We start from the raw sequence: 12766 nt of genomic DNA, 5'->3' as shown, positions 1-12766 counted from the left end.
CTAACCTAGTGGTAGGAGGTCAGCGTGCGCGATATTATAATTACCAACAAAGTCAACGGCCTGGATGTCATCTGTCGTCATTGCGGTAACTCAGAGTCACCCAGAGATCAATTTTTGAACCGCTTCCGTTTAGAAGGCACCGGTAAAAACAGTACCACCGTACGCTGCCTAAACTGCCAAACAGCGGTTGAAGTACCCCTGAATGAGTTAAGCTCGCTTTACTATCACTATGCCTGTTAAAGAAACAGCTTGTTTAAGGGCGGCTTGTTATAAACCTATGGGTAATCTAGTAGTGCAGCTGCCCTTTTATCAAAACAAGCAACGCATAGTTAATAAAATCAGTTAGCAACAAACAGTTAATAAAAACGTAACAAGAGCTTAATTAATATGTCATTTATTCCGGGGCAAAAAAAACCCGGCCATTCCTTGGCCGGGTTTTCATTGGGTCTTCCCTGATCTTGCACCACAAACATCCTGTTTGTGCATCCTTGTGCTACACAAGCAATCCTTGCTTGTTCTTCCTTGTCGCGAGCTCCCTTCGCTATGCCTATACAGTGCGCTTTATGCCAGGGGGTTTATCTAACCTGTGATATGTAGCAGCAAATAAACTGTTTTTTAAAGACTTTTTGGATTTTAAGCCGTGGTTTCTAATACAAGGTGCTTGGCATCACGATGGCAACCAATGAACGGCTGCTACTAGGTCGCCATCATGACCATCCCACTGGGCTAATACGCTTTCAGCGTTATTTCTTCAGCCACGCCATCAGCGTTTCGGCCGTAAGCGCTGAGGAAGGCGGGTTTTGCCCGGTGATCAGCTGGCCGTCTTCGCGAACGTAAGGGGTGAAATCATCCGCTTTGCTATAAATCCCGCCGCACTTTTGTAAGGCATCTTCAACGAGATGCGGCACGATATTGGTCAAGCCAACGGCTTCTTCTTCGCCATTGGTAAAGCCCGTTACCTGGCGGCCTTTAACAAGCGGCTCGCCAGCGCTGTCTTTCGCATTTACTAACACAATCGGCGCGTGACAAACCGTGGCAACCGGCTTGCCTTGGGCGATAAAGGTTTCGATCAGGCGAATAGAGTCCGCGTCATCGACGAGATCCCACAGTGGGCCATGGCCACCTGGGTAAAACACCGCATCGAAGTCATCAGCCTTCATGTCGCTCAAGCGATGGGTAGCAGCAAGCTCAGCATTGGCATGCTCATCCTGCTTGAAGCGGCGCGTTTCATCAGTTTGGCTATCCTCTGCATCGCTTTTGGGATCCAGCGGCGGCTGCCCTCCCTTGGGCGATGCCAACGTTACTTCAGCACCCGCGTCTTTAAAGACATAATAAGGGGCGGCCAGCTCTTCGAGCCAAAAACCGGTCTTATTGCCGGTATCACCCAACTGATCGTGTGACGTCAGTACCACTAAAATACGCTTGCTCATAACTCTCTCCATACGGTGAAAAATGAGGCACTTAAAATGCGTTACGGTTAGTTAGTGGGGGCCTGGATGGCGGAATACAAGGAGAAACGATAAGTGAGCATTGAAGCGCGGGATTTTTACCGCAGTGGGCCTGACCATCGACAAGGGCAGGCAAGCAGTTTTGCATTGATTCGACGCCAGTTTGATTTTCGCTCGATTGAAATTGGCCGCTGGGTCACCAGTGCCGAGCGTGACCGGGCCGCTGAGCTTTTCCACGATGCGCTGTGCGATCTTATGTTGATTCTCCAGGGGCCAGAAGCGTTGATTTCGCTGCGCGGCTCAATAGCGCTTCAGTACGGCAGCGGTGGCCGACCGGGCGTTTCTGCCCACTACGACCCCAGCCAACGCAGCTTTGCGTTGGCCAAAAACGCAGGCCCTGGCAGCATCGCCCATGAGTGGTTTCACGCTTTCGACCATTACATCGCCACAAAATGTTTTCGCGGTACGCCCAACGGTATGTTCGCCTCCACCGCGTGGCTAGCCGATGCGGCGCCCATCGCCCACCCGCTTAATCAATTATTGATGGACTGCTTCAAAGCTATTTTGCTGCAGCCAACAGGCAATCAGCCTAGTGAACTGTTTCAGCACTCGGTGCAAATGGATAAAAAGCTCGGTCAACTCTACTACAGCAAACCCGAAGAGCTCTGCGCCCGCGCCTTTGAGGCCTTTGTACAAGACGCCGCTATCACCAACCACTTCTTAGTCAAAGGCACCAAAGCCTCCCCCGAAGCGGAGATGGGTCTTTACCCGCAAGGGAAGCAACGAGAGCGGGTTAATGCAGCGTTTGGCGACTATTTTGGTGGGCTAGGTGAGGCGCTGGGGCGTGAAAATTAACAGCTGGAATTGATAGAAATGCAATGACATAACACTTGGGGGCGGGTCTACACTTTTAACTCCAACACAGGAGATTCAACATGGCTCAGCAAAAGTGTGCGTGCCCCAAGTGTAAATGCACGGTCGACAGCAAAGCCGTTGAGAAAGATGGCAAACTCTATTGCTGCGAGTCTTGCGCCAACGGTCATGCCGATGGTTCTAGCGACTGCGGCCACGACTGCCAGTGTGGGAAATAAGCCCGCTACTGAACGTTTTCTGCTATTTTATCAACGCCCGCCAGCTATGGATTTCAAACCTCACTGCCGGGCGCTTCGGCAGGTATTTTCCTGCCATCATGGAAAGAATGCTCAGTTTTTTCGCTAACGTGTGAAATGGCGTAATCGCGACTAAGCTTTAGCAAAGCTCACTACTCAAAGGAAGAGAAAATGTCTACTACTACTATCGTCGTTATCGTTGTTGTTATCGTTGCCGTACTGGGTATCGGCTTTGGCGGCGTGCTGCCTTTTTAGAATAGCGCCAATAACCCCAGGTACCTGGGTACAGCATATTTTTAGGGCACAAAAAAGCCCGCTGATTAATCAGCGGGCTTTTTTAAATTCTGTGGCGGAGGGGGAGGGATTCGAACCCTCGAAGCCTTGCGGCTTACACACTTTCCAGGCGTGCTCCTTCGACCACTCGGACACCCCTCCGCGTTTTGTCGCTGTTGAAAGGCTGAACCTTTCGTGACAGAACGGCGCATATACTATTGGCTAAGCCTCGAAATAGCAAGCCTTTTCAGGCCGATTACCCATTCGGTTAGCGTGACGGCAACACCGCGTAACTGCCGTTGGCTTCCAGGCAGAGTGTCTCACCACAGTAGAGCCGTTGGGTTAGCGCTATACGCCCTTTACCGCGCTCTGCGAGCTTGTTGGCAAGCTGCGCGGGGCCTTCTGGTAGAGCTGGCGTGCACACCAAGCGGTAGTCACTCGTTACCGGCGCTAGAAAACGCTGGCTAGCCTCGGCAACCACGACATCCCGCACAATGCCCCGCTCGCGCAGCCAGAGCGTAAGCCAGCACCAGCCTTGCAGCGTAGTCTGCGCCGTGAGCGCACCGCCAAAGCCCGTACCCTTGTCGTTAAGGTTAGGCGATAAAGCTAACTGCCAGGTTAGCGAATCGTCCTGGCGCGTCACCCCGTTAATGCCTAGCGCGCCCACCATGGGTATGGCTTCACTCAACCACTGTTGAAAGGCGGCCAGGTCTTCCGGCTGGCCTTCTGGCAGCGGTAAACGGGGGTGGGGTATGCCTGGCTGGCGGGGAAGATTCATACCTAGTCCCAACGCTCAACAAAGTCAGCAACGTTATGCTGAGGTACGGGTTTGTGGCGGCCCCCTAAGGTGCCCAGGTAGATAAACGCGACGACTTCGTCATCCTCATCCAGGCTCAGCCCTTTGCGAACCACGGGGTCGAAAGCATACTTCCCGCTGCGCCACATAGCGCCTAGGCCTAGCGCGTGAGCAGCCAGTAGAATGCCGTGGGCGGCGCACCCAGCGGAGATCACCTGCTCTATTTTGGGTACTTTTTCGAGTTCGGGTGTCACCTTGGCGATCACAGCGATAATCATCGGCGCCCGAAGCGGTTTTTTGCGCGCTGAGTTGAGCGTTTCGTCGTCGGCGCTGGGATCCTCCTGAAACTCCGCCTCGGCAAATAGCTCGCCTAGCCGCTCACGCCCTTCCCCGCTGAACTCGATAAAGCGCCAGGGACGTAGCTCTTTATGGTCGGGCGCTCGTAGCGCGGCCTGATAAATGGCGCTGAGTTGTTCGCCGCTGGGCGCTGGCTCCATCAGCTTGCCCATTGAGCTACGTTCGTGAAGCAGCGTGAGTGCGTCCATTAATGACTCCAAATCCAATCGTGTGAGGCTACTGTAGCACCGTCATTCACAACATTACCGTTTACTGCCTTGCCAGGCGCAGCGGAGTGGGCGGCGTTAGCCCGGGCGTTGCACGCCAGGGGCTGATATCCAACCCGCCGCGGCGCACGTAGCGCGCCAGCACCAGCAGTTGCGTGGGCTTTGCCTGGGCCATTATGTCGGTAAAGATATGTTCAACGCAGTGTTCGTGAAAATCCTGGTGCTGACGAAACCCAATCAGGTAGCGCAGCAGCCCTTCGCGGTCGATTTTGGGCCCTTTATAACGAATCAGCACGCTGCCCCAGTCCGGCTGGCCGGTAACGGGGCAGTTAGATTTCAGCAGGTGGGAGTAAAGCGTTTCCTCAACTACCTGTTCACCCACCGTGAGATGGGCGCTGCTAGGGGTGTAATCGCTTACTGCGATATCTAAATCGTCCAAGCATTCGCCAGGCAAGTGCTGCGCTGAAAGCTCTGGGGCATCCACATCAAACAACTCCACGCTCACCTCCGCCCCTGCCGCAACCGCGAGGTCATTGGCAAGCGTTTCCATCACTTCCTGACGAGTATAGAAACGGGTTTGGTTGAAGCTATTGAGATAGAGCTTCCAGGATTTGGACTCAATCAGGTTGGGTGAGGTTGCCGGCAAGCGAAAGCGTGCTACGGCCACAATAGGCTTACCGCGGCTGTTCAGCCATGAGACTTCAAAGGCGTGCCATTCGTCTTCTCCCACGAACGGCAAGGCGCCCTCTTCAATCCCCAGCGGCGCTCGGTTGGCCGCACGGGGAATCGGATAGAGAAGCTCCGCGTCATACTGCTCAGGGTAGGCGGATTCGCGCCCTAATGGCGCGTGTTCTAAGGTGTCGGGGCGATGTGTCATTGCTTGCTGCTCTCTGCTTAATACCGTTATGGGTTAGCTACGAATGCCTTTACCGCGCTCCAGCATCATTAGCGCCGCCACAAACAGCACGATGATGAAAGCAAAAATGGCGGCAAGCGCCCAAATTACGGGGATATCCGAGACTCCCAGAAAGCCGTAGCGGAAGACGTTCACCATGTACAAGATCGGATTGAGCATGGAAACGCCCTGCCAGAAATCGGGTAGCATCGAGATAGAGTAAAACACCCCACCCAAATAGGTCAGCGGCGTGAGAATAAACGTCGGTACGATAGAAATATCGTCGAACTTGTTGGCCAGCAAGGCATTGATAAAGCCGCCAATGGAGAAAAGCGCAGACGTCAGCACTACGACCAATACCGTGAGCAGCGGATGCTCCATGGTTAGGCGGGTAAAAAATAGCGAAACGACGGTCACAATCAGCCCCACCCCCAAACCACGGGCCATGCCGCCTAAAATAAAGCCGGATAGAATCACCCAATTGGGCATGGGCGACACCATCATCTCTTCGATCGAACGCTGGAACTTGTTTGAGAAGAAACTCGACGCCACGTTGGAGTAGCTGTTGGTAATCACCGACATCATGATCAGCCCAGGGACGATAAAGTCCATGTAGCTGAAGCCGTCCATGTCACCAATCCGTGAACCAATGAGATTGCCGAAGATGATGAAGTACATCGCCATGGTGATCGAAGGTGGCAGCAGCGTTTGTGGCCAGATTCGGGTAAAGCGCTTGATCTCTTTGAGCACCAGCGTCCATAGGGCGATCAGCGTCTGCATGGCATTCATACGCTTTCCTCCTTCTTCTCAACGCGCTGGTCTATCGCCCCTTGGCCACTACCCTCCACCATCGACACAAACATCTCCTCTAAGCGGTTGGCACGGTTACGCATGGAAACTACCTGAATGCCCTGCTCGCTCAACGCATTGAAGACATCGTTTAAGCGCTGGCCGCGATGAACCAGCAGCGAAAGTTGGGTAGGTTCCAACTGATGCAGCTCAAACCCTTCGATCTGGGGCACTTCTGCAACTGGCTCAGCCAAATCAATCAGGAAGGTCTCGGTATCAAGCTCGGCCAGAAGTTCCCGCACGCTGGTGTTACGCACAATGTCGCCATTATTGATAATCGCCACATTGCGGCACAGGCTCTCGGCCTCTTCCAGGTAGTGAGTGGTGAGGATGATGGTGGTGCCTTCGTCTTGGTTAATCCGCCGCATGTATTCCCACATACTGCGCCGCAGTTCGATATCCACCCCGGCAGTTGGCTCATCGAGAATCAGCAGTTTGGGTCGATGCATCAACGCCCGAGCGATCATCAGGCGGCGCTTCATGCCACCAGAGAGCATGCGCGCGCTGCCGTTGCGTTTTTCCCATAGGCCCAGATCAGTCAGCAGCTGTTTAGCCCGAGGCAAGGCCTCGCGACTAGTCATACCGTAATAGCCCGCCTGCGCCAGCACGATGTCGAGTACTTTTTCAAACTGGTTGAAGTTGAACTCTTGCGGCACCACGCCCAACTGGTACTTGGCCTTGGCGAAGTCTTTATCCACATCAATGCCAAATATGGTGACCTTGCCCGCCGTTTTTTGCACCAGTGAGCACACCACCCCCAAGGTGGTGGATTTACCGGCGCCGTTGGGGCCCAACAAAGCAAAAAAATCGCCCTGCTGGACGTCGAGATCAATACCTTTGAGCGCCTGAAAGCCGTTGCCATACACTTTGGTAAGGCCACGGATCGACAATGCCGGTTCGGCCATGAACATGTCCTGTCAGCAAAATAAGAAGAGAAGGTGAAACATTAGGGCGCAAACGACTTTTTTCAAGGTGAGCAAGTACACCAACCGTCAGACACGCAAAAAATGACGCCCAGCAAATAGCTGATGCATCAGAGAAATATAAAGAGTGAATATAAAAATATTTGGAGCGGGAAAGGAGATTCGGCCGGGCTGGCGCACCAGATCACGACACTCGCCTTGGCAAGGCGATGCTCTTAACCACACATCAAACATGGAGCGGGAAAGGAGATTCGACCGGGCTGGCGTTCCAGCTCCCGACCCTCGCCTACCGTTTCTATACTGCATTGCTAAATCTGGAGCGGGAAAGGAGATTCGAACTCCCGACCCTCGCCTTGGCAAGGCGATGCTCTACCACTGAGCTATTCCCGCAACGAAAACAAAACGACATATAACGCTAGATGGCGTCCCATAGGGGGTTCGAACCCCTGTTACCGCCGTGAAAGGGCGGTGTCCTAGGCCACTAGACGAATGGGACTAATTGGAGCAGAAAAGTAATCCGGCACCTAAAACTGGAGCGGGAAAGGAGATTCGAACTCCCGACCCTCGCCTTGGCAAGGCGATGCTCTACCACTGAGCTATTCCCGCTTGTAGAACTCTTGCTTTGATCTTACCTAAACTATCGGAAGTGGCGTCCCATAGGGGGTTCGAACCCCTGTTACCGCCGTGAAAGGGCGGTGTCCTAGACCACTAGACGAATGGGACACTGTAAGTACTTCAAGCACTTGGAGCGGGAAAGGAGATTCGAACTCCCGACCCTCGCCTTGGCAAGGCGATGCTCTACCACTGAGCTATTCCCGCATTCCGATACCCCTGACGACCTCTTACTCTAGCTCTATAAAGAAAAAGAATAAGTGGCGTCCCATAGGGGGTTCGAACCCCTGTTACCGCCGTGAAAGGGCGGTGTCCTAGACCACTAGACGAATGGGACGTTGCATTGCCTCGTCGAGGTGGCGCGTATGTTACTCAGACCTTATTGAGCTGTCAAGCACCCTGCCATCGCCAAGCTAACTGACCCGCTTTCAATCACCTACCTAACAGTCCAACTTCTACGATGTCAGCATGCACACTGAGAGTGCCTAGCGCACTCATTAGGCGCCATAACGGTGCAAACAGTTATTTTTCTTATACTTAGCCCTTACCTTAAAGACCGACAAAACCCTTAAAAATCTTTTATTTAAAATAAAATCGATTTTTATGGCACACCCCTTGCTACCTCATTGTGTTCCCTTGCTGACCAATTCCCCATGAATGAGGTGTGTTATGTCCTTATCCCGCCGCAAGTTTCTCACTACAGCTGCTGTTTCCTCCACCGCGGGCCTTGTATTGGGAGCCCCCTCTATTACCCGTGCGCAGTCCGCCGAGAGCTTTAACTGGCGTATGACCAATGCTTATCCACCTGGATCACCGTTTTATGTGGAAGGCCCTGGCAGCCCTACTGATGTGATCGCCAAAATTAACGCCATGTCAGGCGGACGGCTCAATATCCAGCACTTCTCATCCGGCGAACTGATTCCGGCTTTTGAAGGCTTCGAAGCCGTTCAAAGCGGCACAATCGAAATGAACGCCGCCAATAGCTACTTCTGGTCAGGCACTACCTTTGCTGCCCAATACTTCACTACCGTGCCGTTTGGCATGAGCTTTATGGGCCATATGGCGTGGCTTTATCACGGCGGCGGCTTGGAGCTTTGGCAAGAAGTGTATGAACCCTACGGCATGGTGGCCTTCCCGCTAAATAATACCGGCGTGCAAATGACTGGCTGGTTCCGCGAACCGATTGAAGATATTAGCCAACTCAACGGCCTGCGTATGCGCGTTCCTGGCTTGGCCGGTCAGGTTTACTCTTCGCTTGGCGTAGATGCCCGGGTATTGCCCGGTGGCGAAATCTTCCCCGCACTGGAGCGAGGTGTTATTGATGCCGCCGAATTTGTGGGCCCCTTCCAAGATCGCCGAATGGGGCTACACAACGCCGCCAAGTTCTACCACACCACCGGTTGGCATGAGCCTGCCACCACTGGCGAACTACTGATCTCTAAATCCCACTGGGACAGCCTGCCCGAAGACCTGCAGATGATTGTGAAAAGTGCCTGCATGGCCGCCTGTTTAGAAAGCGTGACCTGGTCTGAAGCGGTTAACGGTGAAGCCATGACCGACCTGGTCGAGAACGAAGGCGTAACCGCCAGCATGCTGCCACAACCTGTGATTGATGCGCTGCGCGAAGCCACCATGGACACGCTTTCCAGCGAAGCCAACGCCGACCCGCTGGTGCGCAAAGTGCACGATAGCTATATGGCGTTTAAAGCCAATCATGACCGCTGGGCAGGTGCCAGTGAACGCGCTTGGTTAAACGACATTATCGGAGTCTGATATGCGCACCGTGGCATGTTTTGTCCACGGCGTTGAGGCGGTGGTTCGGCTATTTGGCTGGATCGCCGCCTGGACTTGCGTGGTATTAGTCGGATTAGTCGCTAGCGACGTATTGATGCGCTATGCGTTTAGCATTGGCGCGGTATGGCTGCAGGAGTTGCAATGGCACTTAATCTCGCCTATCGCGTTGTTTGGTATGTCGTATCTGTTATTGGCGGGCGAGCAGGTACGTGTGGACGTTTTCTATGAGCGATTCCCCGCGGGCCTGCAGCGAGTGATTGAGGTAATCGGCGGGCTCTTACTGCTGGTCATGGGGCTATATATCGCCTGGCTGACGCTGCCCTGGATCGCCCAGTCGTTCGCTCGTGGTGAGGCGTCACCCAACCCCGGCGGCCTGCCGCTGCGCTGGCTGCTCAAATCGCTGATTCCGTTTGGTTTCGTCCTTCTTGCGCTGCAAGGGTTGGCCCACGCGCTGCGTCAGGCGTTCGCCCTACCCTCACGAGGTGAATAACGCATGTCTCCCAATGAATGGCTAGCGATCGGTATGATCGTGGCTTTTTTCGTGTTTCTGCTGATTGGTATCCCTGTGGGTATCAGCATCGCGGCTACCGCTTTTTTCTTTGGCTATATTGGCTTCGGCCCGATGCTGTTTAACCTGCTGCCATCGCGTATTTACGGCGTAGTGACCAACTACACCTTTATGGCCATACCGCTGTTTGTTTTTATGGGGGTAATGCTGGAGAAGTCGAAGCTGGCCGAAGAGCTGATTGATGTGATCGGCCACTTGTTTGGCGGCATTTCAGGCGGCATGGGTGTGGCGATTATTTTAGTTGGCGTGCTGTTAGGCGCCGCTACGGGCATTGTTGGCGCTACGATCGTCACCCTGGGCCTGCTCACCCTACCCACGCTACTCCGCCGCGGCTACCCCAAAACCTTGGCCACCGGCATGATCTGCGCCTCCGGCACCTTGGGACAAATTATCCCACCCAGCCTGGTGCTAATCCTACTCGCTGAAATTCTGGGTGAATCGGTCGGCACGATGTTCGCTGCGGCCATGGTGCCGGGGCTGACGCTAGCGGCGGTGTATATTATTGCCATTCTGATTATCGCCAAACTCTACCCCCACCTGATGCCACCCATTCCAGCTGAAGAGCGCGCGGATATGGGACGGCGCCAGCTGGTTCACAAAGTCATTACTGTAGTGGGCCCACCAGTGGGCTTGGTGTTTGCGGTGTTGGGCTCGATTATTGGTGGTATTGCGGCGCCTACCGAGGCGGCCTCCATGGGCGCACTGGGGGCGTTAGTCATTGTGGCTTGCTCCGGGCGATTAACCTTTGCACTACTCAAAGAGGTTGCCAAAGCCACGCTGGTGATCTCGGCGATGGTGTTTTTTATTTTGATCAGCGCCCAAGTGTTTGGCCTGGCATTTCGTGGCTTGGGTGGAGAGCACTTGGTGGCCCGCATGTTCGACTGGGTGCCCGGTGGTGAGCTAGGCGCGCTGTTGTTTATGCTGCTACTAATGTTTGTCTTGGGCTTCTTTTTGGAGTGGATCGAGATCAGCTATATTGCCCTACCACTGTTTCTGCCGTTCTTCGTGCAGATGGGCGTTGATATGGTGTGGCTGGGGATTTTAGTCGGGCTGGTGCTGCAAACCTCGTTTCTCACCCCTCCCTTTGGCTGGTCGCTGTTTTTCCTCAAGGGCGTGGCACCGAAAGAAGTCTCGACGCTGGATATTTACAAAGGCGCACTGCCGTTTATCGGCTTACAGTTTCTGGCCGTGGCGCTGGTGTTTATCTTTCCCAGTATTGCCACTTGGCTGCCGAACGCCATTGGCTGGTAATCACAATTAAAAAAGGTTTCTGGATATGCTTCACACTCAACGTAGTTACGGTGGCAGCTGTGTCGCCCCTCATCACCTGGCCGCCAGCGCCGGTCGCGATGTGCTTAAACAGGGCGGTAACGCGGTGGAAGCCATGGTTGCCGCTGCCGCGGCCATTGCGGTGGTTTATCCGCATATGAACGCCCTGGGTGGCGACGGTTTCTGGTTAATTCATGAGCCGGGTAAAACGCCGGTCGCTATCGATGCATGCGGCCCAGCGGCGGGCTTAGCCAGCGCGGATTTCTACGCCGGTGAAACGCAGATCCCCGAGCGCGGCCCTAAAGCTGCTCTGACCATGGCCGGTACCATTGGCGGCTGGCATGAAGCGCTGAACGTGGCATCAGCATGGGGTAAGCAGTTGCCTCTCACCACGCTGCTGGCCGACGCGATTCATCATGCCGAAGCGGGTATTTCAGTCACGCAAAGCCAGGAAGCACTCACCGCCAAACACGTTGAGCGCCTGTCTCAAAGCCCTGGTTTTAGTGATTCCCTGCTGCTTAACGGCCAGGTGCCTCGAGAAGGTGAGCGGCTGCGCCAGCCACGTTTAGCGGCTACCCTCAAGCGCTTGGCGGAAGCCGGATTAGACGATTTCTATCGCGGCGAACTGGCCGCTAGCATGGCGAAAGACTTGGAAGCAGTCGGCAGCCCACTGCGTTTAGTTGACTTTCATGATTACCGCGCCCAGCGAGTTACGCCGCTGGAAGTAACGCTACAAGATGCCACGCTGTATAACCTGCCCGCTCCAACCCAAGGCATGGCCTCATTAATGATTCTGGGCATCTATGAGCGTTTAAAAGCCGCCGAGCCGAACGGTTTTGATCACCTTCATGGGCTAATCGAAGCCACCAAGCGCGCCTTTATCCTGCGCGATCAAAACGTCACTGACCCCAGACGCGTGCCTACCCCGCTTCAAGAATTGCTCAGCGAAGAAAGTATCAGTGCTGAGGCGGCAAAAGTTGACCCGCAGCACGCCCTGCCCTGGCCTCACGAACCCGCCCCTGGCGACACGATTTGGATGGGCACCGTGGACAGCGAAGGCCGTTCGGTGAGCTTTATACAGAGCATCTACTGGGAATTCGGCAGCGGCGTGGTGCTATCGGAAAGCGGCGTGCTGTGGCAAAACCGCGGCATCAGCTTCTCGCTTAATCCCAATGACCTGCGCGGCTTAGCCCCAGGCCGTAAACCCTTCCACACTTTGAATCCGGCGCTGGCCAAATTTAATGATGGTCGCACCATGGTCTACGGCACCATGGGTGGTGAAGGCCAGCCGCAAACCCAGGCGGCGATTTTTTCGCGCTACGCACTGCACGGCATGCCGTTGCAACAAGCAATCACTGCGCCGCGTTGGCTGCTGGGACGCACCTGGGGAGAAACCAGCACCAACTTGAAACTCGAAGCACGCTTTGACGACGCGCTGGTCGCCGCATTGGGGTCAGCGGGCCACGACGTGGAAGTACTTCCTGAGGCGTTCAGCGACACTATGGGCCATGCGGGCGGCATCGTGCACCACCCGGATGGCTTAATAGAGAGCGCCCACGACCCGCGCAGCAACGGTGGAGCGGCAAGCATTTAATAAGACCGCAACTGTTTGCACTGCGTGAAAATTGGGCTTTCCCATATGCTGAACTTGGACAGATAGCTAGCTG

General features: G+C 54.5%; 13 protein-coding genes and 7 tRNA genes. 7 read left to right on the top strand and 13 right to left on the bottom strand.

The window, feature by feature from the left end:
* Positions 1-24: 24 nt before the first annotated feature.
* Positions 25-240: a hypothetical protein gene (locus J7J49_RS06545; RefSeq protein WP_215091157.1), complete on the top strand. Its 216-nt coding sequence runs from the start codon at positions 25-27 to the stop codon at positions 238-240.
* Between the two features lie 503 nt (positions 241-743).
* Here the strand turns inward: J7J49_RS06545 and J7J49_RS06540 are convergent.
* Positions 744-1430 carry a type 1 glutamine amidotransferase domain-containing protein gene (locus J7J49_RS06540; protein ID WP_064236250.1) on the bottom strand — a complete coding sequence of 229 codons (687 nt, stop codon included), beginning with the start codon at positions 1428-1430 and terminating at the stop codon, positions 744-746.
* Positions 1431-1523: 93 nt separating this feature from the next.
* On the opposite strand from J7J49_RS06540, the gene J7J49_RS06535 reads away from it, so the two are divergent.
* Together J7J49_RS06535 and J7J49_RS06530 are read left to right on the top strand one after the other, a co-directional pair.
* Positions 1524-2303, top strand: coding sequence for a CLCA_X family protein (locus J7J49_RS06535; RefSeq protein ID WP_215091155.1), 780 nt, complete (start codon positions 1524-1526; stop codon positions 2301-2303).
* A gap of 80 nt (positions 2304-2383) precedes the next feature.
* Positions 2384-2539 carry a metallothionein gene (locus J7J49_RS06530; RefSeq protein ID WP_215091153.1) on the top strand — a complete coding sequence of 52 codons (156 nt, stop codon included), beginning with the start codon at positions 2384-2386 and terminating at the stop codon, positions 2537-2539.
* Between the two features lie 365 nt (positions 2540-2904).
* On the opposite strand, the gene J7J49_RS06525 is transcribed toward J7J49_RS06530, so the two are convergent.
* From J7J49_RS06525 to J7J49_RS06470, 12 genes are all read right to left on the bottom strand, one after another.
* A tRNA-Ser gene (locus J7J49_RS06525) sits at positions 2905-2992 on the bottom strand.
* 106 nt (positions 2993-3098) lie between these two features.
* Positions 3099-3608 carry a YiiD C-terminal domain-containing protein gene (locus J7J49_RS06520; RefSeq protein WP_215091152.1) on the bottom strand — a complete coding sequence of 170 codons (510 nt, stop codon included), beginning with the start codon at positions 3606-3608 and terminating at the stop codon, positions 3099-3101.
* Positions 3609-3610: 2 nt separating this feature from the next.
* The gene (locus tag J7J49_RS06515; RefSeq protein ID WP_133733388.1) at positions 3611-4171 is read right to left on the bottom strand and encodes a nitroreductase family protein; all 561 of its coding nucleotides are present in this window, start codon (positions 4169-4171) and stop codon (positions 3611-3613) included.
* Positions 4172-4232: 61 nt separating this feature from the next.
* Positions 4233-5066: an NADPH-dependent 7-cyano-7-deazaguanine reductase QueF gene (queF, locus tag J7J49_RS06510; RefSeq protein ID WP_215091150.1), complete on the bottom strand. Its 834-nt coding sequence runs from the start codon at positions 5064-5066 to the stop codon at positions 4233-4235.
* Between the two features lie 33 nt (positions 5067-5099).
* A complete protein-coding gene (locus tag J7J49_RS06505; protein ID WP_064233954.1) occupies positions 5100-5873 on the bottom strand; it encodes an ABC transporter permease in 774 nt (257 codons plus the stop codon).
* Positions 5870-6838 carry an ABC transporter ATP-binding protein gene (locus J7J49_RS06500; RefSeq protein WP_215091148.1) on the bottom strand — a complete coding sequence of 323 codons (969 nt, stop codon included), beginning with the start codon at positions 6836-6838 and terminating at the stop codon, positions 5870-5872. Before J7J49_RS06500 ends, J7J49_RS06505 begins: the two co-directional genes overlap by 4 nt.
* 333 nt (positions 6839-7171) lie before the next feature.
* Positions 7172-7246: transfer RNA gene (locus J7J49_RS06495), tRNA-Gly, on the bottom strand.
* 30 nt (positions 7247-7276) lie between these two features.
* Positions 7277-7352: transfer RNA gene (locus tag J7J49_RS06490), tRNA-Glu, on the bottom strand.
* Between the two features lie 35 nt (positions 7353-7387).
* Positions 7388-7462 (bottom strand) — tRNA-Gly (locus J7J49_RS06485).
* 41 nt (positions 7463-7503) lie between these two features.
* Positions 7504-7579 (bottom strand) — tRNA-Glu (locus J7J49_RS06480).
* A gap of 21 nt (positions 7580-7600) precedes the next feature.
* Positions 7601-7675 (bottom strand) — tRNA-Gly (locus tag J7J49_RS06475).
* 54 nt (positions 7676-7729) lie between these two features.
* A tRNA-Glu gene (locus tag J7J49_RS06470) sits at positions 7730-7805 on the bottom strand.
* Between the two features lie 332 nt (positions 7806-8137).
* On the opposite strand from J7J49_RS06470, the gene J7J49_RS06465 reads away from it, so the two are divergent.
* The 4 genes from J7J49_RS06465 to J7J49_RS06450 are packed head-to-tail and all read left to right on the top strand — an operon-like array spanning position 8138 to position 12693.
* On the top strand, positions 8138-9241 hold the full coding sequence (locus J7J49_RS06465) for a TRAP transporter substrate-binding protein (RefSeq protein WP_215091146.1): 1104 nt from the start codon (positions 8138-8140) through the stop codon (positions 9239-9241).
* A 1-nt stretch (position 9242) separates the two neighbouring features.
* Positions 9243-9752 (top strand): TRAP transporter small permease subunit, encoded by a 510-nt coding sequence (locus tag J7J49_RS06460; RefSeq protein WP_064233951.1) that lies wholly within the window; start codon positions 9243-9245, stop codon positions 9750-9752.
* Positions 9753-9755: 3 nt separating this feature from the next.
* Positions 9756-11081: a TRAP transporter large permease gene (locus J7J49_RS06455; protein WP_064233950.1), complete on the top strand. Its 1326-nt coding sequence runs from the start codon at positions 9756-9758 to the stop codon at positions 11079-11081.
* A gap of 25 nt (positions 11082-11106) precedes the next feature.
* A complete protein-coding gene (locus J7J49_RS06450) occupies positions 11107-12693 on the top strand; it encodes a gamma-glutamyltransferase family protein (protein WP_215091144.1) in 1587 nt (528 codons plus the stop codon).
* Positions 12694-12766: the final 73 nt, after the last annotated feature.

Source organism: Halomonas sp. ISL-56, assembly GCF_018612805.1.
GTDB lineage: Bacteria > Pseudomonadota > Gammaproteobacteria > Pseudomonadales > Halomonadaceae > Vreelandella.
This window is presented reverse-complemented; position numbering and strand designations above follow the sequence as displayed.

Coding starts and splice junctions, on each gene's coding strand:
- J7J49_RS06455 (WP_064233950.1), top strand. CDS start 9,756: ATGTCTCCCAATGAATGGCTAGCGATCGGTATGATCGTGGCTTTTTTC.
- J7J49_RS06460 (WP_064233951.1), top strand. CDS start 9,243: ATGCGCACCGTGGCATGTTTTGTCCACGGCGTTGAGGCGGTGGTTCGG.
- J7J49_RS06530 (WP_215091153.1), top strand. CDS start 2,384: ATGGCTCAGCAAAAGTGTGCGTGCCCCAAGTGTAAATGCACGGTCGAC.
- J7J49_RS06540 (WP_064236250.1), bottom strand. CDS start 1,430: ATGAGCAAGCGTATTTTAGTGGTACTGACGTCACACGATCAGTTGGGT.
- J7J49_RS06465 (WP_215091146.1), top strand. CDS start 8,138: ATGTCCTTATCCCGCCGCAAGTTTCTCACTACAGCTGCTGTTTCCTCC.
- J7J49_RS06520 (WP_215091152.1), bottom strand. CDS start 3,608: ATGAATCTTCCCCGCCAGCCAGGCATACCCCACCCCCGTTTACCGCTG.
- J7J49_RS06505 (WP_064233954.1), bottom strand. CDS start 5,873: ATGAATGCCATGCAGACGCTGATCGCCCTATGGACGCTGGTGCTCAAA.
- J7J49_RS06500 (WP_215091148.1), bottom strand. CDS start 6,838: ATGGCCGAACCGGCATTGTCGATCCGTGGCCTTACCAAAGTGTATGGC.
- queF (WP_215091150.1), bottom strand. CDS start 5,066: ATGACACATCGCCCCGACACCTTAGAACACGCGCCATTAGGGCGCGAA.
- J7J49_RS06450 (WP_215091144.1), top strand. CDS start 11,107: ATGCTTCACACTCAACGTAGTTACGGTGGCAGCTGTGTCGCCCCTCAT.
- J7J49_RS06515 (WP_133733388.1), bottom strand. CDS start 4,171: ATGGACGCACTCACGCTGCTTCACGAACGTAGCTCAATGGGCAAGCTG.